The sequence below is a fragment of the Streptomyces flavalbus genome (assembly GCF_042674625.1).
Classification (GTDB): domain Bacteria; phylum Actinomycetota; class Actinomycetes; order Streptomycetales; family Streptomycetaceae; genus Streptomyces; species Streptomyces flavalbus.
Window position 1 is genome coordinate 212,175 of the sequence record NZ_JBHTEB010000001.1, and the last position, 22,199, is coordinate 234,373.

General features: G+C 73.9%; 6 protein-coding genes. 4 read left to right on the forward strand and 2 right to left on the reverse strand.

Going from position 1 to position 22,199, the window contains the following annotated elements; translation table 11 throughout:
* Positions 1-152: 152 nt before the first annotated feature.
* From ACFQZ6_RS00980 to ACFQZ6_RS00990, 3 genes are all read left to right on the forward strand, one after another.
* On the forward strand, positions 153-12,320 hold the full coding sequence (locus ACFQZ6_RS00980; RefSeq protein ID WP_381604408.1) for an amino acid adenylation domain-containing protein: 12,168 nt from the start codon (positions 153-155) through the stop codon (positions 12,318-12,320).
* Positions 12,321-12,534: 214 nt separating this feature from the next.
* Positions 12,535-15,840, forward strand: a complete 3,306-nt coding sequence (locus tag ACFQZ6_RS00985) for a S8 family peptidase (RefSeq protein WP_381604409.1) — start codon at positions 12,535-12,537, stop codon at positions 15,838-15,840.
* Positions 15,841-16,114: 274 nt separating this feature from the next.
* Positions 16,115-19,429: a family 78 glycoside hydrolase catalytic domain gene (locus tag ACFQZ6_RS00990; RefSeq protein WP_449334069.1), complete on the forward strand. Its 3,315-nt coding sequence runs from the start codon at positions 16,115-16,117 to the stop codon at positions 19,427-19,429.
* Between the two features lie 32 nt (positions 19,430-19,461).
* Here ACFQZ6_RS00990 and ACFQZ6_RS00995 read toward each other — a convergent pair whose 3' ends face one another.
* Complete coding sequence (locus ACFQZ6_RS00995) at positions 19,462-20,478, reverse strand: NADP-dependent oxidoreductase (RefSeq protein ID WP_381604411.1); 1,017 nt, start codon at positions 20,476-20,478, stop codon at positions 19,462-19,464.
* Between the two features lie 227 nt (positions 20,479-20,705).
* On the opposite strand from ACFQZ6_RS00995, the gene ACFQZ6_RS01000 reads away from it, so the two are divergent.
* Positions 20,706-21,581 carry a helix-turn-helix transcriptional regulator gene (locus ACFQZ6_RS01000; RefSeq protein WP_381604412.1) on the forward strand — a complete coding sequence of 292 codons (876 nt, stop codon included), beginning with the start codon at positions 20,706-20,708 and terminating at the stop codon, positions 21,579-21,581.
* A 23-nt stretch (positions 21,582-21,604) separates the two neighbouring features.
* Here ACFQZ6_RS01000 and ACFQZ6_RS01005 read toward each other — a convergent pair whose 3' ends face one another.
* Positions 21,605-22,075 (reverse strand): MarR family winged helix-turn-helix transcriptional regulator, encoded by a 471-nt coding sequence (locus ACFQZ6_RS01005; RefSeq protein ID WP_381604413.1) that lies wholly within the window; start codon positions 22,073-22,075, stop codon positions 21,605-21,607.
* Positions 22,076-22,199 lie beyond the last annotated feature (124 nt).

Consider the following 22,199-nt stretch of genomic DNA (forward strand, 5'->3'; position numbering starts at 1 on the left):
TGGGTGCCGCTGCCAGAGGACAGGCAGCACCTCAGGCCCGAAGACCTCGCCGACCAGGGTGGAAAGCCACCGTGAGGTGCCTGTCCTGACGCGGCGTCCGCGGCGACTCCGATGCCCCCATCACGTCCCAGCCCGAACTTCGAAAGCGAACCATGAGCGAGAACACCCTCTGGAGCGTCCTGCGGGACGCTGCCCGGGAGCGGCCCGGACAGGTCACCGTGCACGTGGGCGGTGACGGTAGTGAAGTCGAGGTGACCTACCAGGAGTTGATGACCACCGCCCGGCGGGTCGCGGGAGGGCTGCGGGCGGCCGGGATCCGGCCCGGCACGTGCGTTCCGCTGGTCGCCGACCGCGGTGCGGACTTCCAGGTGATGTTCTGGGGCCTGGTCGGCGCGGACCTGGTTCCCGTACCCCTCGCCGCGGACGTACGCCGGATCCTGCCCGTCTGGGAGCACCTGGGCCGACCGCCGGTCTTCGTGGACGCGGCCGGTGCCGACACGGTGCGGCAGGGCCTGCCCGCCGAGGCGGTCGTCCTGCCGCTGGACGAGGTGCGAGACGGCGACGACAGGGGCGAGGTCCCCGAATGCCGCCCCGACGGGCTGGCCTTCGTGCAGTTCTCGTCGGGCAGCACCGGCGTGCCGAAGGGCGTCGAACTCACCCACGCCGCGGTCACCACCCACCTCCGTCAGCTCGTGGCCGTATCCGACCTCGGCCCCGACGACGTCGTGGTCAGCTGGATGCCGTACTTCCACGACATGGGCCTGATCGGCACGCATCTCGCGCCCCTCGCCGCCCGGGCCAAGCAGGTCAAGATCGGGCCGTTGACGTTCGCGCGGCGGCCCGCGATCTGGTTCGAGACGGCCACCGCCCACCGGGCCACGCACCTGTCGGCCGCCAACTTCGCGCTGGCGTTGGCGGCACGACGCCTGTCCGACGAGGACATCGCCCGCTTCGACCTCGCCTCCGTCCGGCGGGTCGTCGTGGGCGCCGAACCCGTCTCCGCGTCCGTCTGGCGCCAGTTCAGCGACCGCGTACGGCCCACGGGACTGGCCCCGCACGCGTTGCAGCCGGTGTACGGCCTGGCCGAGGCCACCCTCGCCGTGACGTTCCCGCCGCCGGGCGAGACCGCCGTACCCCGGGCACTGGACCGCGCGGCGCTGAGCCGAGGACGTGCGGTTGACGCCCCGGGCGGCGACAGCTCCGCCGTCGAACTCATGGACGTGGGGCATCCCGTGCCCGGCTGTGCCGTCCGGATCGTCGACGACACCGGGCGTGAGCTGGGTGACCGCCGCGTGGGACACGTCCTGGTGCGCGGTCCCCAGACAGCCCGCGGCTACCACCGCCTGCCCGACGCCACCGCCGAGACGTTCACACCCGAGGGCTGGCTGCGCACCGGTGACATGGGGTTCCTGCGGGGCGGGCGGCTGTGCGTCACCGGCCGGTACAAGGACGTGCTGTTCCTGAACGGGCTGAAGCACCACGCCGCTGACCTGGAGGACGTGGCGTCCGCCACGCCGGGGCTGCCGCCTGGCACGACCGCGGTGGTGGGGTCCACGGACCCGGACACGGGCGGCGAGCGCGTCGTGGTCTTCGTCTCCTGGGCCCGCCCGCCCCGCACCGCCGAGGAGGTGCTGGAACGGGTCGCCGCGCGCGTGGGTGAGGCGCTCTTCCACGACGACGTACGTGTCGTCGCCCTGCCACCCGGCCAGTTCCCGCGCACCACCAGCGGCAAGGTGCGCCGCCACGTGCTGCGGGACCGGTTCGAGGCGGGCCGGTACCCGCGGGTCGTCGTACGCCCTCGTGGCGCGGCCCCGGCGGCCCCCGCCGCACGGCACGCTTCGGGCGGCGTTGGCCTGCCGCGGTCGCGCGCGGCGATCGAGCGGGTCGTGCGCGAGGCGTGGGCGCAGGCCCTCGGGACGGACGGCGCGCGGATCGACGGCCACGCGTCGTTCCGCACGCTGGGCGGCACGTCGTTGAAGGCCATGGAGGTGCTGGCCGCGTTGGAGGACGCCTTCGGCATCCCGCTGGAGTCGGCGGCGCTGCGCCCCGGGGCCGACACGGTGGCCGGGCTCGTCGACCAGTTGCTGGCCCGGGCGGACAGCGGTGCGCAGGACAGGCACCGTGGCGATCCCGTGCGCACCCCCGGCACGGCTCGCCCCGGCCAACCGGCCCGGTCGGAGCGCACGGATGTCGCCGTCATCGGTCTCGCCTGCCGGTTCCCCGGGGCCGACACGCCCGAGGCGTACTGGCGGCTGCTCGCCGAGGGACGGGACCTTGTCACCCCCGTGCCACCGCACCGCTGGGACGGCGCCCGGGTCCCCGCGGCCCGCTGGGGCGCCTTCCTCAAGGACCCGGCCGCCTTCGACGCCGATCGCTTCGGGATGTCGGAGGCGGAGGCGCACACCCTCGATCCCCAGGCACGCCTGCTCCTGGAACTGGCGCACGAGGCACTGGAACGGTCCGGATACGCGGGCCCGCGCCGCCGAGCCCACCGCATCGGCGTCTTCACCACAGCGGGAGAGAGCGGGTACCGGGAACTGCTGGACCGCGCGGCCGAGGACGACGGCACGGACCTGCCTGCCTCAGCCCTCACCGGGAACCTTCCCAACCTCCTCGCCGCGCGGGTCGCCCAGTACTTCGACCTCGACGGCCCCGCCCTGGCCGTGGACACCGCGTGCTCCTCCGCCCTGGTCGCCCTGCACCTGGCCCGGCGCAGCCTCACGGCGGGAGAGTGCGACATCGCGCTGGTCGGCGGCGTCAACCTGCATCTCACCCCGACCGCGCACCGGATGCTGCACGCCGCGCAGGCCCTCTCACCGACCGGCCGCAGCCGGGCGTTCGCCGCCGACGCCGACGGTTTCGTGCCCGGCGAGGGCGGCGCGGTGCTCGTCGTACGACGGGCGGAGGACGCCCGGCGCGCCGACGACGACCTGCTCGCCGTGGTGCGGGGCACCGCCGTCAACAACGACGGCACGTCGCTCAGCCTGCTGGCGCCCAACCCCGCCCGCCAACGGGAGGTCATCACCGCCGCCCACACCGCGGCAGGCGTCGACCCGGGCGACGTGACGTACGTCGAGGCGCACGGCACCGGTACCGCCGTGGGCGACCCGGTCGAGCTGAAGTCGCTCGCCCACGCCTTCCCACCGCTTCCCGGCGCGCGTCCCCGGCTGCTGGGGTCCGCCAAGACCAACATCGGCCACCTGCTCAACGCCGCCGCGCTCCCCGGCCTGGTCAAGGTCGTGCTGGCCCTGCGCCACGGCCAAGTGCCGCCCTCGCTCCATGCCGAGCAGCCCTCCGCGCTCGTCGCCGAGTCCGGGTTCCGGGTGCCCGACCGGCTCGTCGCCTGGCCCGCGCCGCCGTCCCAGGGCCCGCTGGTCGCGGGCGTCAACGCCTTCGGCTTCGGGGGCACCAACGCGCACGCCGTGCTCCAGCAGGCCACCGACCGTCACCCGCAGCCCACCGAACCTCACCCGCACGCACCGCGACGGAGCGGAGGGCCTCATGTGCTGGCACTCTCCGCCGCCACCCGGCCCGCCCTGCACGCCCTGGTCCGCGACCTGTCGCACCACCTCGGCTCCCACCCGCCGGTCGCCACCGCCGACCTGTGCCTGACGGTCGCGACGTCCCGGGACGAGGACCGGCACCGGCTGGCTCTCGTCTGCGACGAGGACGGTGACCCACGCGCGCGGCTCGCCGACCTCGCCGCGACCCTGGCGGACGACCGGCCCGAGCGGCCCGACGCCGCGGTGGAGGGTCCGCGGGCGGACCTGTTCACCGGGACCGTCCGCAGCCGCCCCCGCCTCGTCTTCCTCTTCCCCGGGCAGGGCACCCAGCAGCCGGGCATGGCCGCGCGGCTGCACGCCACGGCGCCCGTCTTCCGGGACACCCTCGACGAGGCGTCCGCCGCACTCGGCCCGCTGGACGGCCACACCCTCACCCACTGGTGCGTCGATCCCGGCGTCGATCCGGCCGCGCTCGCCCGCACCGAGATCACCCAACCCGTCCTCGTCGCCTTCGGCGTGGCGCTGGCCCGCCAACTGGACGCCTGGGGCGTCGTACCGGACGCGGTCGTCGGCCACAGCGTCGGTGAACTGGCCGCGGCCTGTGCCGCCGGACGACTGCCGCTGTCGGACACGGTGCGCTTCGCCGCCGCCCGGGGCGAGGCCATCGCCGGGCTGACCGAGCGCGGTGCGATGGCCGCGGTACTCGGCGCCGACGAGGCGGTACGGGCGCTGGTCGCCGCCTCGGGCGGTGCCCTGACCGTCGCGGTCCGCAACGCCCCCGGCCGTCTGGTGCTCTCCGGAACGGTGCGGGCGGTGGAGGACGCCGTGCGGGAACTCACCGCGCGGGGCGTCGCCGCGCGCAGGCTGCACGTCGCACACGGCTTCCACTCACCGCTGATGGAACCGGCCGCGCGGGCGGTGCGGGACGCCGCACGCGCCTTGTCGCCCCGTACCGGCCCGATACCGCTCATGAGCACCCTCACAGCCGACTGGGAAGAGGTCCTCCCCACCGCCCACTGGCGCGCACACCTGCTGCGCCCCGTCCAGTTCGAGGCCGCGGTCCGGCGGCTGGCCGAGGACGGGTACGACACCTTCGTCGAGATGGGGCCCGGCACAGATCTGCGGGGCGCGCTGCGCAGGACCCTCGCGGGTGGACCTGGCACCCCCGCAGGCGTGTTCTGCGCCCTGCCCGCCGACCCTCGTGCGGAAAGCAGCGGGTGCGGCCAACTGCTGCGCACCGTCGCCCGGTTGTGGACACGCGGCGTCGCCGTCGACCACGCCGCGCTGGCACCGACGGGACGCCGCGTGCCGCTGCCCACCTACCCCTTCCAGCGGCGCGCCTACGGGCCCGACACCCGCGCCGCCCGGCTGCTGCACCGCGTCACGTGGACGCCGACCCCTCTCACTCCGTCGGCCGCAGCCGCTCCCCTCGCCCTGTCCACCGGATCGACCGCCCCGGTCACCCTCGTTACCGGGCCCGACAGGAAGGCGGTACAGGAGCTGTCCACGTGGCTGGCCGAAGGCGGCGTGCCGGTGGCGCACTCGGGCACGGCCCGTGCCCACACCGTCGTACACCTGTCGCGCCGAGCCGGTGGGACCACTGACGGGCCGTCCGTGGCGGCCGACTTCCGGGACGTGGTACGGCAGTTCGACCGGGCCGGTGCGCGGCGGCTGCTGGTGATCACCGAGGACGCCCACCGAACCGGCACCGACGGTGAGGCCCCGCCACGGCCCGAGCAGGCTCTGCTCACCGGTCTCGCACTGGCGTTCCCGGCGGAGACCGACGGTGCCCAGCTAGTCTGCGCCGACCTGTCCTCCCGGGACCCGCGGGAGCGGCGGCTGGACGCCGTCCTCGCCGAGGTGAGGGAAACGGCCAGCGGAGCAGGTACGACCGTGACCGCCTGGCGGCGCGGTACCCGGCTGCTGCGGGGCACCGAACCCCTGCCGCCCGCCTCCGCACCGGGCGCGGGTGGACCGCTGCCCGCCGACGGCGTCTACCTCGTCACCGGCGGCGCGGGGGGCCTCGGCGCGGCACTCGCCCGGGACCTCGCGGGGCGCGGTCGCCCCACGCTCGTCCTCACCGGCCGGTCACCGCGGCCCCCTGCCGGGCTGCTCACGGAACTCGCCGAACTCGGTGCCGACGCCCGCTACCGGCAGGCCGACGTGACGGACGAGCGGCACCTCGACGCCCTCTTCGCCGATACTCCCCCACCGGATGTCGTGTTCCACGCGGCCGGGGTGGTCCTGCCCGGCTCACTGCGCGGCACCCGTGGCGAGGACACGCACCATGCGCTGGCCGCCAAGACCTACGGCACCCAACTGCTGGCGCGCGCCCTGGACCGCCACGGGCACCGCCCGGGGCTCTGCGTGGCCTTCTCCTCGGTGGCCTCCCTGCTTCCCGGCGCCGCGGGAGCCCTCGGCGACTACGCGGCGGCCAATGCCTTCCTCGACGCCTTCGCCGCGGCCGAACGCGCCGCGGGGCGGCGCTGGCTGGCACTGAACCTCGGCCCCGTCGCCCGTACCGGACTCACCGCCGCCGGGGACGGGGCGCCCCTGCGAGCGGGCGGTCTGTCCCTGCCCGTGACCGAGGCGCTGCGCGCGCTGCGCATGGCCTGTGCCATCGACACCGCTCAAGTGGTCGTCGCCGACCTGACGGACCGGGACGGCTCCGCGCAGGGCGAGCGGACGGACATCGAGGCCGCGGCGGGGGCGCCCGAACCGGCGCGCGCCGCCGAGCGAGCCGCCGCCTACCCGGCCACCTCCGACACAGGCCCCACCGTCTCCGACACGAGCCCCGCCACCCCCGTCACCGACCCCACCGCCCCCGCCACCGTCACCGGCTCCGCCACCCCCATCACCGGCTCCGCCACCCCCACCACCGCCCCCGGCGCCGTGCCCAGAACCCACCGCCTGGTACGCGCCCTCCTGGCCGAGGCCCTGCACCTCCCGCCGGAGGCCGTCGACCAGGACCAGCCCTTCCTCTCGCTCGGCCTCGACTCGCTCGCGGCGGTCGACCTGGTCCGGCGGCTGGAACAGGCCCTGGGGCGAGAGCTTCCGGCCACGCTGTTCTTCGAGTACCGCACGGTGCGCGAACTCGCCGCCCACCTCGACGCCCGGGCCGTAGAGAGCGGCACCCCGGCGGCAGCGGCGCCGTCCGGCGACGTACCCGGTGGGGCCGCTCCCGCCGAGGAGGGGGCACCGTTCGCGCTGACCCCCGTCCAACTGGCTCTGTACACCGGCACCATGCTGTATCCGCGGACCCCGGCCCGTGGCTGGGTGCGCCACACCGTGCGAGGGCCGCTCGACCCGGCCCTGCTGCGCCGTGCCCTCAGCACGCTGGTCGGGCGGCACGGCATGTTGCGGGTGCGCGTCGGGCGCGACGGCGACGTACCCCACCAGATCGTGGCGCCGTGGGACGCCTCCCGGCTGTGGTTCGAGACGCGCTCGTGCCCGGAGGGCGGAGCGGCGCTCGGCGCCCTGGAGGCGGAACTGGCGAACATGCCTCTCGACCTCACCACCGAACTCCCCCTGCGGGCCATGCTGGTGACCGAAAGCCCCGACGTGGCCCATCTGGTGCTCGCCGTGCACCACGTGGCCGCCGACGGCTACAGCCTCAACGTGCTCGGCACGGAGCTGTGGACGCTCTACACGGATCTGGCCCTCGGCCGCACCCCGTCCCCGCTGCCGCCCGCCGCCGACTTCGCCTCCTACACCGCCGACGCGCGGCGGCCTGCCGCGCGCCCCGAGGACCTCGCGTACTGGACGGCCCGCCTCGCGGACCACACCCCCCTGCCGCTGCCCTACGACGGCCGTCCCGACGCCGAGGACGGCCCGGGACCGCTCATCGCCGTGCACGACGCCCTGGACGAAGGTCTCGTCGCCGCGCTGCGCGAACGGGCCGCCGAGTGGAACGTCTCCCTCTTCCATCTCCTGCTCGCCGCCTACGTCCGCTGCCTGTGCCGGTGGAGCGGGCACCAAGCGGTCGCGGTCAACGTCGCCCGTGCCGGTCGGGACGCGCGGCTGCCGGGACTCGACCGGCTGGTCGGCCCCCTCGCCGACACCTTGCCGTTGCTGCTGCGCACGGACCCGGACGAGCCGTTGCCCCGCCTCGCCGAACGCGTGCGTTCCGCCTGGCTGGAGAGCGAGCGGCACGCCACCGTGAGCAGCCTCGACCTGGCCAGGATGCTGCCGGGCGACTCCCCCGGCCCGCGCGCGGTGAGCCCGGCGGGCTTCAGCTTCGCCCGCTTCCCCGCCGCCCTGGACCCGGAGTGCCCCGTCGACGTCCGGCCGACGGCCGCGGGCACCGGCTCGTCCGCCACCCGGCTGAGCCTGCTGCTCTGGGAGGACGGCCCCCTGCTGCGGCTGTCCTGGAACGTTCCCGAGCGTCTCCTCACCGCCGCCACGACGGACCGGTACGCGAGCGACTTCGCGCGGGAACTGCGTGCCCTGGACCCGCGGCGGGACCTCCAGGCTCCGACACCCGCCCAAGTCCCCCAGGCGACCGTCGCCGGACGGCTCGTGGAACGGTTCCGCGCCGATCCCGACGCGGTCGCCGTCGACGACGGCCGTACGGTCCTGACGTACCGGGAGCTGGACGCGGCCAGTCACGCCCTCGCCGTCCGGCTGCGCGAGCGAGGCGTCCGGCGGGGCGACTTGGTCGGCATGGCCACCTCCCCGGGGCCCGGCACGGTGATCGCCGTCGTCGGCATCCTGCGGGCGGGCGCGGGATGGGTGCCGTTGGACGTGGAACACCCGGTGGCCCGCCTGACGGAGCAGACGACCCGCTGCGGCGTACGCGTGGTCGTGCACGACGACGGCACGCGCTCAGCCGCGCGGGCGCTCGCGGCCTCCACAGCCGTACCGGTGATCACCGCCACCGGGCCCGACGGCGGACCACCGGACGACTCCCCCGACGTGATCGCCGCGGACGTCGCCGCGACGGCCTACGTCATCTTCACCTCGGGGTCCACCGGCCGTCCCAAGGCCGTGCCCATCACCTTCCAAGCGATGGAGAACCACCTCGACTGGGCCGTGACCACGTTCGCCTACGGCCCGGGCGACCGGCTCGCCAACACCTCCTCCCCGTGCTTCGACGCCTCGGTCCGCCAACTGCTCGCCCCCTTGCTGACCGGCGCGACCGTGGTGACCGCGGACCGTGACCTGGTGCGCGACCCGGAACTGCTGCTGGACCACGTGGAGCGGACGCGGATCACCGTGTGGAGTTCCGTGCCGTCGCTGTGGGAGCGGCTGCTGGCCGCGGCGGAGAACCGCCTCCGCCACGGTGAGCGGCTGCCGGACCTCTCCGCGCTGCGCCTGGTGCACGTCGGCGGGGAGGTGCTGTGGGCTGACTGGGTGCGTCGCTGGTTCGACCTGTTCGGCCCCCGGCAGCGGATCGTGAACCTCTACGGGCCGACCGAGACGACCATCAACGCCACCTACCACCTCGTCGAGGAGCGCCCCGCCGACGACGTCACGGCGCTGCCCATCGGCCGGGCCGTCGCCGGGACGGAGCTGCTCGTGGTCGGCCCCGACGGTGAACGGGCCGGTCCGGGCGGCACCGGCGAGCTGCTGATCGGGGGGTGTGGCCTGTCCGCCGGTTACCTGGGCGAACCCGAGCTGACGCGGGCCGCGTTCATGTGGCGGGACGGACGCCGCTGGTACCGCAGCGGGGACCGGGTGGAGATCCTGCCCGACGGAGCGCTGCGGTTCGTCGGCCGCCTCGACGACCAGGTGAAGATACGCGGCCACCGAGTCGAACCCGGCGAGGTGGAGGCGGTGCTGCGCGCCCGTCCGGAAGTGGCCCAGGCCACCGTACTGGCCGACGCGGGCAGGCTGTTGGCCTTCGTCACGCCCACGGCACCTGATGAGTTCGACGCGGTGGCGCTGCGGCGGTGTCTGGCGGACGCCCTGCCGCCCTACATGCTGCCTGCCCGGATCATCCCGATAGCCGCCCTGCCGCTGACCGGCACCGGCAAGACCGACCGGCGGGCGCTGCTGGCGCGGGCCCAGGAAACAGCCGCGGGCACGCCGCGCGCCTCAGGCCCGCCGACGCCGGTGAGCGCCACGGAGGAACTGCTCGGGCGCGTCTGGTGCGAGGTGCTTGGCATCGACCAGGTCGGGCGCCACGACGACTTCTTCGCCCTCGGCGGCGATTCCCTGCTCGCCCTCCGGGTCTTCGACCTGCTCGCCCGGCGGCGCCACGGTCCGCTGCCCCGGCCCACCGCCGTCTACCGGCACCGCACCCTGGCCGCGCTCGCCGAAGCCGTCGACGCCGAGCCCGTCCGTGCGGAGGCGACGCGGGACGACGGCCCCCACGCCACGGCCGACGACCGCGCCCCGGCGTTCCCGGACGCCTTTCCCGTCACCCCGAGCCAGCGGGGCTTCCTGCTCGCCGGGGCCCTCGCCTCCGACAGCGGGGCGGGAACCTGGCTGGCCCGGCTGCGCCTGACCGGCCCGCTCGACCAGACCTGTCTCCAGCGTGCCGTCGACACCTTGGTGGAGCGGCACCCCATGTTGCGCACGGTCTTCCCCTCGGGAGCGAGGCCACCGGTGCAGCAGGAACTGCCCCCGTCGCTGCGGCTGCCGGTCACCTTCGCGACCGTGTCCGGGCCGCGGGAGCTGGCGCGGTGGGTCGAGGACGAACGGCGGCGCCGTTTCGAACCGTGGGCCTGGCCCCTGCTGCGCCTCAGCGTGCTCACCCTGGCCCCGCGGGACCACCTCCTCGTCGCCCACGCCCACCACCTGATCGGCGACGGCTACAGCGCCGCTCTCCTGCTGGAGGAACTGACCAGCGTCCACGACGCCCTGGCGCGCGGCACGGCACCCGGACTGCCGGAGCTGCGCGGCACGTTCCGCGAGCACGCGGAGCGCCTCGCGGAGCTGACCGCGCGGCCACGGCCGGAGGACGACGAGGCGCGGCGGCGCCGGGCCGACCTCTGCGCGCCGTACACCAAGCCGGTCCTGCGCGGTCCGGCCGACAGCGCCGGTCAGCGGCGGACCGAAGCGGCCGACCCCGACGACTTCCACTCCTGCGGCTTCGTCGTGGACGCCACCGTCGTTCACGCCCTGGGCGAGATCGCGGCCGAGGCCGGTGCCAGCCTGTACGCGCCGCTGCTCACCGCCTACCACCTGGCGCTCGCCACGCTCACCGGCCAGGAGGACCTGGTCATCGGGCTGGCGGTGTCGGGCCGCGACCACCCGCTGGCCGACATCCAGCGCGTCTTCGGGCCGTTCGCCACTGCCGTCGCCGTCCGCCCCTTCGGCCCCGGCGTCCAGCCCCCTGCCAGGACCGACGTCCCGCGACGGGTGCGCAGGGTCGTCGACGAGACGATCGCCGCCCGTCTCCACGAGGACATCGTCCCCCGCGACGTCGGCGGGCTCCCGCTGACGTCACAGTTCTTCTTCACCTTCCTCGACTTCCGTTCCCTGGCCCCCCGCGAGAGTGACCTCCTGGCGGTGCGGTGGGACGAGGAGGGCAGCGACTTCACCCCGCCCTCCGCCGGTACGGACGTCTTCCTCATGGTGCGGCCCGACGGCGACCGGCTGCGGGTGACCGTACGGGGTGCGGCGGCGGCCTTCGACGAGCCCGCGCTCGCCACGTTCGCGGAAGGACTGCGCGAGCGGCTCGTGTCCTGGGCGACACGGCCGGTACGGCGATCCCCGCACGTGGGCGGGCAGGCCCTGGACGCCGCACTCGTCGGCTATCTGCCCGCGCCCGCCCAACTGGCCCAGTTCGCGGGCCTGCCGGAGAGCGGCGCGGGCCGCGAGGACATCCGCCGCCTGCTCTTTCCGGACCAGGCCCCCCGGCTGCTGGAGACGACCACCACGTCGCTAGGCCGGTCCGGGTTCGTCGCCCTGCCGTTGTTCGCCGACGAACTCGTCGGCGACGGCGCGCTGGCGGCGCACACCGCGCGCGCCGTGGACACCGCTTCGGCGCTGGGCGCCCGTAGCGTGTCACTGGCCGGGATGATCCCCTCACTCACCGGCTACGGCTTCGACGTCCTGCGCGCCTCGCGCGGTGCGGCTGCGCTCACCACCGGGCACGCGGCCACGGTCGTCTCCGTGGTGCACACCGTGCGGGCGGCGCTGTCGGTCATCCGCCGGGACCTGCACGACTGTGACCTGGCCGTGGTCGGGCTCGGCTCGATCGGGGCCTCCTCGCTGGAGCTGCTGCTCACCCTGGCCGAGCGACCGCCAGCCCGGCTCCTGTTGTGCGACGTACCGGGCAGCGGCCCGCGCCTGCGTGACCTGGCGCAGCGGCTGCGCGAACGCGGCCTGGCCGAACAGGTCACCGTGCGCCTCTCGGACCCCGCCCTGCCCGACGCGGTGTACGAGGCCGGTCTTGTCATCGCGGCCGTCAGCGGACACGGCGCCCTCGTGGACATCGACCGGCTGCGTCCCGGCACTGTCGTCGTGGACGACAGTTTCCCGCACTGCTTCGACACCGGCCGGGCGCTCGCCCGTATGCGCGAGGAGGGGGACGTCCTGGTGCTGGGCGGGGGCCTGCTCACGGTCGGCGCGACTCGCCGCACCCTGGCGGAGGGCCTGCCCGGACTCGTCGCGACCGCCGGGGCAGCGGCGCGGTACGGGATTCCCGGCACCCTGGCCTCCTGTCGGACGGAGTCGCTGCTGCACGCATCCGGCGCGAACGTGCCGCTGGTGCGGGGCCTGGTTGACGGCCCCACCGCCCTTGCCTACTGGCACGCCATGGAACAGGCCGCCATCACCGCGGCGCCCCCGCACCTGCTCGGCCAGCTCCTGGAACCCTCCACGGCGGCGCTCCGGGCACCGACCGGAGGGGCGTCCCCCGGTCAGTGAGGACCAACGGGCCCGAGCGCGTTCCTCCTTGCCCCTGTGGCAGGGATCACCGGAACGGCCCTCTCCAGGCGGACAGATCCCAGGTGACGGAGGAGGGCCATCCACCGCGGCGTCCCACCCGCCGCCCGGCCCACGCCGAACCCGGGGAACCGCCCCGGACCAGTCGGCGCCGTCGCTTCCTCCGTCCCGATACCGTCTAGGAGGCCGCACACCCGTGCGCAGAAAACCAGGAACCGTCGCGCTGACGGCACTGGCGGCGAGTCTGGCCGCCGTACTGCCCGCGGCAGCCCCCACACCGTCACACGCTTCCGCGCAGCCCGTCGCGAGCCGCACCGGCGAACCCACGCGGACCGTCACGCTCGTCACCGGCGACCAGGTCACCATCGACCGCCGCGACCGGGTCACGGTCGAACCCGCCCGAGGGCGTGAGCACGTCGTCTTCTCGACGCGACGCGTCGACGGCCATGTCCATGTGGTGCCCGCCGACGCGGAACTGCCGCTCGCGCGCGGCAGACTCGACGCCCGCCTCTTCGACGTCACAGCCCTGGTCGCCATGGGGTACGACGACCGGCAGCGCGCCGACCTGCCGCTGATCGTGACCCACGACAAGGGCGCTGTCCTCCCGGCGCCGGACATGGTCCAGGCGGGCGCCACGGTCGAGCACCGGCTACCGGCGGTGAACGGGTCGGCGGTCAGCGCCCCCAAGTCACACGCCGCCGCCCTGTGGGAGACCTTGACCGCGGGGCGGGCGGACGGTCGCGGCCGGTCACCGCACGCCGGGCGCCGCACCGTCGCCGCGGGCGTCGACCGGGTGTGGCTGGACGGCAGGCGGCGCGCCGTGCTGGACCGCAGCGGGCCCCAGATCGGCACGCCCGCGGCGTGGCGGGAAGGACTGGACGGCACGGGCGTCACCGTGGCCGTCCTGGACACCGGGATCGACGCCGGCCACCCGGACCTGAGGGGCCGGATAGCAGCCGAACGCAACTTCTCCGACGACGAGGACACGGAGGACCGCAATGGCCACGGCACCCACGTCGCCTCCACCGTGGCGGGATCCGGTGCCGCCTCGGCGGGGAGCCACCGCGGCGTCGCGCCGGGCGCGCGGCTGCTGAACGGCAAGGTGCTCGACGAGAGCGGCTACGGGAACGACTCGGACATCATCGCCGGTATGCAGTGGGCCGTCGACGAGGGCGCCCGCGTGGTCAACCTCAGTCTCGGCGGCGAGGACACCGAGGGCACCGACCCGCTGGAGGAGGCCGTCGACAGGCTCTCGGCGCGGACCGGGGCGCTGTTCGTGGTCGCGGCCGGGAACGACGGCGAGTCGGGGGCGCGCACGATCGGCTCGCCCGGCAGCTCCCCGGCGGCGCTGACCGTGGGTGCCGTCGACCGGGGGGACGTTCCCGCCGCGTTCTCCGGTCGAGGGCCGACCGCGAGCGGGGCCCTGAAGCCCGACCTCACCGCACCCGGCACCGCCATCGTGGCGGCCCGCGCGGCCGGGGGCCGGGAGGGCGACCCGGCCGGTGAGGGCTATGTGTCGATGTCGGGCACCTCGATGGCCACTCCGCACGTCGCGGGAGCCGCCGCCCTCCTCGCCCAGCGTCACCCGGAGTGGGACGGACCGCGTCTGAAGGGGGCCCTCACCGCGTCGGCGTCCCCTTCCGCCGGGCGTTCCGCCTACGTACAGGGAAGCGGCCGGGTCGACGTGGCGGCCGTGTTGCGACAGCACGTCACCACCACGCCCACCGCCGTCGACTTCGGCACCCAGCGGTGGCCGCACGGAGACGACCCGGTGGTCAGCAAGACGGTCACCTACCACAACAGCGGCGCCGAGCCCGTCACCCTCGACCTCGCCACCCACGCCCTCGGCGGCGACGGGGCCCCCGCCGCCGAGGGCATGTTCCGGGTCGCCCCGGCACGGCTCACCGTGCCCGCGGGCGGCAGCGCCACCGCCCACGTCACCGCGGACACCCGGTCGGGGACCACTGACGGGCTGTTCGGCGGCGCCCTGGTGGCGACCTCCGGCACCACGGTCGTCGCCCGCACCGCCCTGGGCGCGGAACGCGAGGTCGAGTCCTACGACCTGACGATCCGGCACCTGGACGCCGCCGGTCGGCTGACCGGTGACGCGTACAGCGGCGTCAAGGGCATCCAGTCGGCCAACGCCTCCGTCTGGCGGTCCGTCGAGGACGCCGACGGCGAGGTCACCGTCCGGCTGCCGCGTGGCCGCTACGCCCTTCAGGGCACGGTGTTCGGCGCTCCTTCCGGGCGGGAGGGCACCGCCGTACTCGTACGCCCCCGTTTCGATCTCACGGCGGACGCGACCGTGGTGATGGACGCGCGGACCGCCGGACCGGTCGACATCACCCCGCCGGCCCCGGAGGCGTCGAGTACCGAACGGCTCGTCTCCTACGAGGTGGCCGGGCCCTACGGGTACGGCACCGTCTACCGGATGTACCCGGAGTCGGCCCCGTACCGCTTCGGCGGGACGGGACCCGCGGTGCCGCTCGACGAGGCGTCCTTCCAGTTCGCGGAGAACTTCCGGAGCCCCGCGGCCACGTACCGCCTGGCCTGGAACCGCGCGGCGTCCTCCTTCAGCGGGTTCACCGCGCGGGTGCGGCGTTCCCAGCTCTCGGAGGTGACCGTCGAGGCGGGTGCGCCCGCGCGGGGCCGTACGGGGGCGCTGATCGCCGGACCGTGGACGCACCAGGGCAGTAGCTGGAGCGGATTCGACGCCGCCGACATGGCGCTGCCCGCCAGGCGGACGGAGTACCTGCTGCGCGGCGACGACGTGCGCTGGGAGTACGACCTGTACCAGTACAGTCCCGGCGCGGACGGCTCGGACCCGACCTGGGAGGCGACGCTGACGACCCTTCCGACGACGTTTCCGCGCGACCGGCACACGCTGCGGATGAACTACGGGGTCCTCGGCCCGGTCCTGAGCACGGACTCCGTTCCCGAGCACCTGTGGGCTGGAGCCGTCAGGAAGGGAGACACGGTCCGCGTGAACGTGCCGATGTTCGGTGACGGCGCGGGGAACACCGGCGAGGCCACCTACGGCGACGCCAGCACCTCGCTCACGGCGGACGGCGAGGAGATCTTCTCCTCGGATCGGCCCCTGAGCCGTTCGGACACCCTCACCCTGCCCGCCGCCGAACGGGCCTACCGCCTGAGGACCGAGGTCTCTCGCCCTTCCACGGTGTCCGCGCTCAGCACGCGGATCGCGGTGGAGTGGACCTTCCACTCGGCGCACGTGCCCGGCGACCGTGGATCGCGTCTCCCGTTGTCCGTGGTCCGCTTCTCCCCCCGGTTGTCGGCGGACGGCCAGGCTCCGGGAGGGACCCGGTTCAAGGTGCCGTACACCGTCGAGGGCGCCTCGGCACCGGACGGTGCAGCGGTCTTGCGGTTCGAGGTGTCCTACGACGAGGCGCGCACCTGGCGGTCAGCGGCGGACTCCGGTGACGGACATCTGGTCCTGGACCATCCGCGGGGCGCTGGCTCCGTGTCCTTGCGGCCCGGCTGACCGACGCGCACGGCAACACGCTGACGCAGACCGTCGAGCACGCCTACCTCCTGCGCTGACCGGTCGGCGCTTCGGCCGGAAGCGACCAGCCCACCCGCACCGTTGGTGGCCCTCCACGGCAACCGGTGCGGGTGGGCCCTGGATCAGACGCGCTCCCCCAACTGCCCCGCTGCACGACCCTTGTAGTCGAACGGGACGGGCCCATAGGATCAACACCAGCCTCTTGAATCGATTCAACCCCCTCTGCCCTCTCACACCGAGCAAGGGAGTCGACATGCCCGGAAGCTGGAACCGCAGGACCTTCCTGTACGCCACCGCAGGGACCGTGGGAGCCGGACTCTCCGCCCTGTCCGCCGCCACTTCAGCGGCAGCGACCCCCCCGGCCACCCCGCCCGGGAGCGCCGGGAGGGCTCACGGCCTTCGAGTGACCCGCACGACCGTCGAGGGCAGGCCGAACGTCCTGGGAACCGACGTCGCCCGTCCCCGGCTGGCCTGGGAGTCGGCGTCCCCCGGCAGCGGCGCGCGGCAGACCGCCTACCGCGTCCAGGTGAGGGGCGACGGGCACGGAGGGCGGAGCGGGCCCCTCGTCTGGGACTCGGGGAAGGTGCTCAGTGCGCAGGGAGCGGGCGGCGTGCCCTACGACGGTCCGGCACTCGAGCCCCGTACCCGGTACTCCTGGCGGGTCAGAGTCTGGGACGAGCGCGACAGAGCCTCGGCCTGGAGTGCGCCGCAATGGTTTGAGACAACGTTGTCCCCCACGCAGTGGGACGCCCGGTGGATCGGCGCGGACACTCCCACCCCCCTCGACTTCACCGGCGCCTCGTGGATCTGGGCCCCCGGAGCGAGCACCCAGAACGCCCCCGCGGGCACCCGGTGGTTCCGCAGCCGCCTCGACATACCCCAGGACGACGAGGTCGTCGCGGCGACGCTCGTGGCGACCGCGGACGACGACTTCACCCTCCACCTCAACGGCCGTCAGGTTCTTGACGCCCCGCAGCAGCAGGACGGCTGGCGGACCGGCCGGACGGCCGACGTCACCGAACAGGTCAGGGCGGGCGTCGAGGCCAGCACCGGTGTGGTGCTCGCCGTCGCGGCCACCAACCGCGCGGGCGCCTCGGTCAACCCGGCGGGGCTCCTGCTGCGACTGCTCGTGCGGACGTCGTCGGGGCGCACCCACGAACTCCGCACCGACGCCGGATGGCGTACCGCCGACACCGAGCAACAGGGCTGGCGGGAGCCCGACTTCGACGACTCCTCCTGGTCACCGGCGGTGGTGCTCGCCCCCTACGGGCAGGGCCCGTGGGGCACCGGCGTGAGCGTCAGCCTGCCGGAACAGCCCGCGCCGCTGCTCCGCAGGGAGTTCGAAGTGCCGCGCCGGATCAGCCGGGCCCGCCTCTACATCAGCGGCCTCGCCTACTACGAGGCGGAGATCAACGGCCAGCGGGTGGGACGGCAGGTTCTCGATCCCGGGTTCACCGACTACGACGAGACCGTGCTGTACGCCGTCCACGACGTCACCGAGCTGCTGCGCCGGGGCGGCAACGCGATCGGCGTCACGCTGGGGCGCGGCTTCTTCGGCATGACGACCCCGAACGTCTGGAACTGGCACCGCACACCCTGGCACTCCGAACCGCGCCTGATCGCCCGGCTCGAGATCGACCACCCCGACGGGACCCGCACCGCGCTCGTCACCGACGACCGCTGGCGCATCACCGAAGGCCCCACTCTCTCCAACTCGCTCTACGCCGGGGAGACCTACGACGCGCGACGCGAACCGGGCGCATGGACCCGGCCCGGCTTCGACGACTCCTCCTGGCGACCGGCGACGGTCCAGAACGGACCCAAGGGCCGCCTGCGCGCGCAGCCGCACGACGGCATCGAGGTCATCGACTCATTCCAGCCCGAGAGGATCAGCGAACTCGCCCCCGGCGTGCACCTGGTGGACATGGGCCGGACCATGGCCGGATGGGTCCGGATCACCGTGGCGAACGCCCCCGCGGGCACCCGTGTGCGGCTCACCTACGGCGAGAAGCTGAAGGACGACGGGAGCGTGTCGGCCGAGACCTCGCACGTTCCCGGGCGCTTCCAGCACGACGAGTACATCTGCGCCGGTCGCCCGGAGGAGAGCTGGGAGCCGTCCTTTTCGTACAAGGGCTTCCGCTACGTCCAGATCAGCGGCCTGCCCGCCGCCCCCGAACCACGGCAGATCACCGGTCGGTTGATCCACACCCCGCTGGAGGAGGTCAGCGCCTTCACCTGCTCGGAGCCCTTCTACGAGTGGCTCGACCAGGCGATGCGGCGCACCGTCCTCAACAACATGCACGGCATCCCCACCGACACCCCCATGTACGAGAAGAACGGCTGGACCGGCGACGCCCAGCTCGGCGCCCCCGTGATGACCTACGCCTTCGACATGCGCCGTATGCTCTCGAAGTGGCTCGGGGACCTCGCCGACAGCCAGACGGACGGCGGCCAGTTGCCGGTCATCGTGCCGAGCGGCGGTTGGGGTTACGGCGACCTGGGGCCCTCTCCGGAGTGGACCACCGTGTACCCGTTCGTCGTCCGGGAGCTGTACCGGGTGTACGGCGACGAGCGGGCGGCACGCGAGCACTGGACGACGCTCACCCGCTACCTGGACTGGGAGCTGTCCCGGCTGCGCGACGGCCTCGCCGTCACCGCCCTGGGCGACTACCTGCCGCCCGGCTACGGGGGCAACCCGCCCGAGGACACCCGGCTGACCGCCACCGCCTACCTCTACCGGGCGCTGCTGCACACGGCCGAGATGGGCGAGGTCCTGGGCGCCGACGACGCGTCGACCCGCTACCGGCAGGCCGCCGCACGGCTGAAGGACGCCCTCAACGCGGAGTTCCTGGGCCCGGACGGCCACTACCGCACGGCCAGGGACCCCGGCTACCGGCAGACCAGCAACGCCATCCCCCTCGCCTTCGGCCTCGTACCGGACCACGCCCGCGCCTCGGTCTTCGCCAGCCTCGTACGGGACGTCGAGGACCGCGGCAACCACCTCAACACCGGTGCGCTGGGCACCAGCGTGCTGCTGCGCGTGCTGTGCCAGGAGGGCAGGCCGGACCTGGCCCACGCCGTCGCGACCCAGCGCACCTATCCCGGCTGGGGCTACTGGCACGCCAACGGCGCGGACACCATGTGGGAGATGTGGCCGCTCGACTCCCGCTCCCGGGACCACTACTTCCAGGGCACCGTGGCCCAGTGGCTGTACGAGAACGTCGCGGGGCTGCGCCCCGGCGACGCCGGGTACGCCACGTTCACCGTACGGCCCGACGCCCGGACCGGCGTCGACTGGGCACGGACCTCCATCCGCACCGTACGGGGAACCGCCAGCGTCGCCTGGTCCCAGCGGGAGGAGGTCTTCCGGATCGACGTGCGGGTGCCGGTGGGCGCCGTCGCGGAGGTGCACGTGCCCACCTCCGGCCACGACGAGGTGAGGGCACCGGACGGCGCCCGCCACCTGCGCACGGAACCCGGCTACGCCGTCTACCAGGTCACCCACGGAGCATGGCACTTCACCACAGGGGGCGAACGGCACCCTGACGGCGGGGCGGGGAGCCTCTGACGGTGGCCTGACGCGGTGCGGCATCGCCGCCTTCACCCGCTTCCCAGCACGGGCTCACTTCCGCCGGAGGCTGTGCTGGGGGCGGCGTCCGCGCGCAGTCGCGCGGCCAGGGCGGCACGGTCCTCCTCGGGCACGAGGCTGAGCACGATCTTGCCTCGGGTGTGGCGTTGCTGGACCTGCCGGTAGGCGTCCTGCACCTGTTCCAGGGGATAGACCGCGCTGATCGGAACAGTCAGGCGCTTCTCGGCGACGAGGGTGGCCAGTTCGGCGACGAGTCGCGGGGAGAACGCGTCCTCCTGGGCTTGGCTGTGTACGCCGTAGCGGGCGACGGCACGGCCGTCGGCGATGGTGTTGACGCGGGCCGGGGCGACGCCGAGGGCGATGGCCGCGGCGACGTTGCCCTGGCCGAAGGTGTCGATGAAGGCGTCGATCCCGCCCGGCGCGGCGGCACGCAGCCGGTCGACGAGGCCAGGTCCGTGCTGGACGGGGACCACACCGAGGGAGCGCAGGAAATCGGCGTTGTGCGGTCCCGCGGTGCCGATGACGGTCGCGCCGCGCAGGCGGGCTAGTTGAGCCGCGAGGGAGCCGACCCCGCCGGCGGCTGCCGAGACGACGACGGTGTCGGTGGCCCCGACGTCGACGGCGTTGACCGCGGCCCAGGCGGTCACCCCGACCGCGGACAGCGGGGCGGCCATCTCCCAGCTGACCTCCGTGGGCTTGGCGGCCAGCAGGTTCGCTGGCGAGACGACATAGTCCGCCTGCGCGGCGCGGGGCAGGTAGCCGATGACCTCGTCGCCGACGGCGAAGCCGACGACGCCCTCGCCCAGGGCGGCGACCCACCCGGCGAAGTCGTTCCCCTGCCCCTCGGGGAAGGACGCTGGCCAGATGTCCGCGAACACGCCCTGCCGGATGCCTGCCTCGCCCGGGTTGACGGGGGCGACCACCACCCGCACCAGGACCTCACCCGGACCAGGCGTCGGCCGCGGCACCTGAACGATCTCCAGCACTTCCGGACCGCCGTATCGCGAGAACTTCACTGCTCGGGGCATGACCGCCTCCTTGATCGACGCGCGGTGCGCGGGTCCAGGGACGCCACCCTACCCGATTGTTGATGCATCAACAACTCATCGTGTGCGGCACCCTCGCCAGCGGGCCCGGCACCCCTTCGCGTCACCGACGTGTCCCGCTGCCGGGTTCCGGGGACCTCCGGTCCTGGGTGTGACGCACCCACCGTCCGCCGATCCCTCCGAGGCCCATTCGCCCTAGCCTCGGAGGCATGGACAACGACGCGCACCCTGACACGGTTGAAGGGCTGGGTCAGTTTCTCCGCGCCCGCCGGGAACGCCTCAGCCCCACGGACGCGGGCCTGCCCAGCACCGGCCGACGACGGGTGCCCGGTCTGCGACGCGACGAGGTGGCCGCTGCCGCGGGTGTCAGTTCGAGCTACTACACGCGGCTGGAGCAGGGTCGCGAACTCGCGCCCTCGCGGCGCGTCCTGGACGCCGTGGCGCGGGTCCTCCAGTTGAGCGAGGAGGACGTCCTCAAGCTGTACCGGCTGGCGCGGCCCGCGACCCGGCGGACGAAGGCTCCCGCCCGCGTGGAGCGCGTCCAGCCGCACCTGCGGCAGCTCATCGAGACCTGGACCAGGACCCCGGCCTTCATCATCGGCCACGCCCAGGACATCCTGGCGGCCAACCGCCTCGCCGACACCCTCTACGCCGACTTCGCACAGCAGGACAACGTCCTGCGGATGCTGTTCCTGGATCCGGCGGCCAGGGCCTTCTACCGCAGCCCTGAACGGGCCAAGCTCCGGGCCGTCGCGGATCTGCAGCACACCGCCGCGAGCACGCCGGACGACCCCCGCATCCTCGAACTGGTAGGGGAACTCTCCGTCCGCAGTGGCGAATTCCGCACTCTGTGGGCACGGAAGCACACCTGGGTGCCGCCGTACGAGGTCAAACGGATCCACCACTCGGCGGTCGGGGACCTGGAGCTGCGGCACGAGGCCCTCACCATCCGTAGCGCCCCAGGTCAGCAACTGATCGTTCTACAGGCCGAACCGATGTCCCCCTCGGCTGACGCACTGGCACTGCTGGAATCCCTCAGCGCGACCAGCGCACCCCCGCAGCGGGCGCCCGCGCCGGACAACTGACAGTCCCTGACTTCCCCGGCGGGTCAGCTTTCTTCGGCACTCGATCGGATAGCGCCCAGAATCTTCTCCAACACCTTCCCCAAGAATTCAGCCTCAGCGGGCGTGAGGGGGTCGAAGAAAAGGCGCCTCACCGTTTCCACGTGCCCCGGCGCGGCCGCCTCGATGACGGATTTCCCGTGTTCCGTCAAGCGCACCATCGAGCCGCGCGCGTCGTCGGCACAAGCCTCCCGCATCACCAGGCCGCGCTTCTCCATGCGGCTGATCTGGTGGGACAGACGACTGCGCTCCCACCCGACCTCGTTGCCGAGGTCTCGGGCACGCATCACTCCGTCGCCCGACTCCGACAGCGGGGCGAGGAGCGCGTAGTCCGCCGCCGAAAGACCCGAGTCCTGCTGAAGCTGCTGGTCCTGCGCCCGTTGCAGCTCGCGGCGCAGGAGGCGGTACGTCGCCCAGACCTCGGCTTCTTCGGGGGTCAGCCATCGCGGTTCAGACATGCCGCCATCCTAGCAGGTTGTTGACGCGTCACCGAATTACCGGTCGGCTTCTTCCCAGGAATAAAACACCCAGGAAGAGCGCGGCCTTCATACGGCCTCGGCCGAGGAGCACTCTCGAATCCGC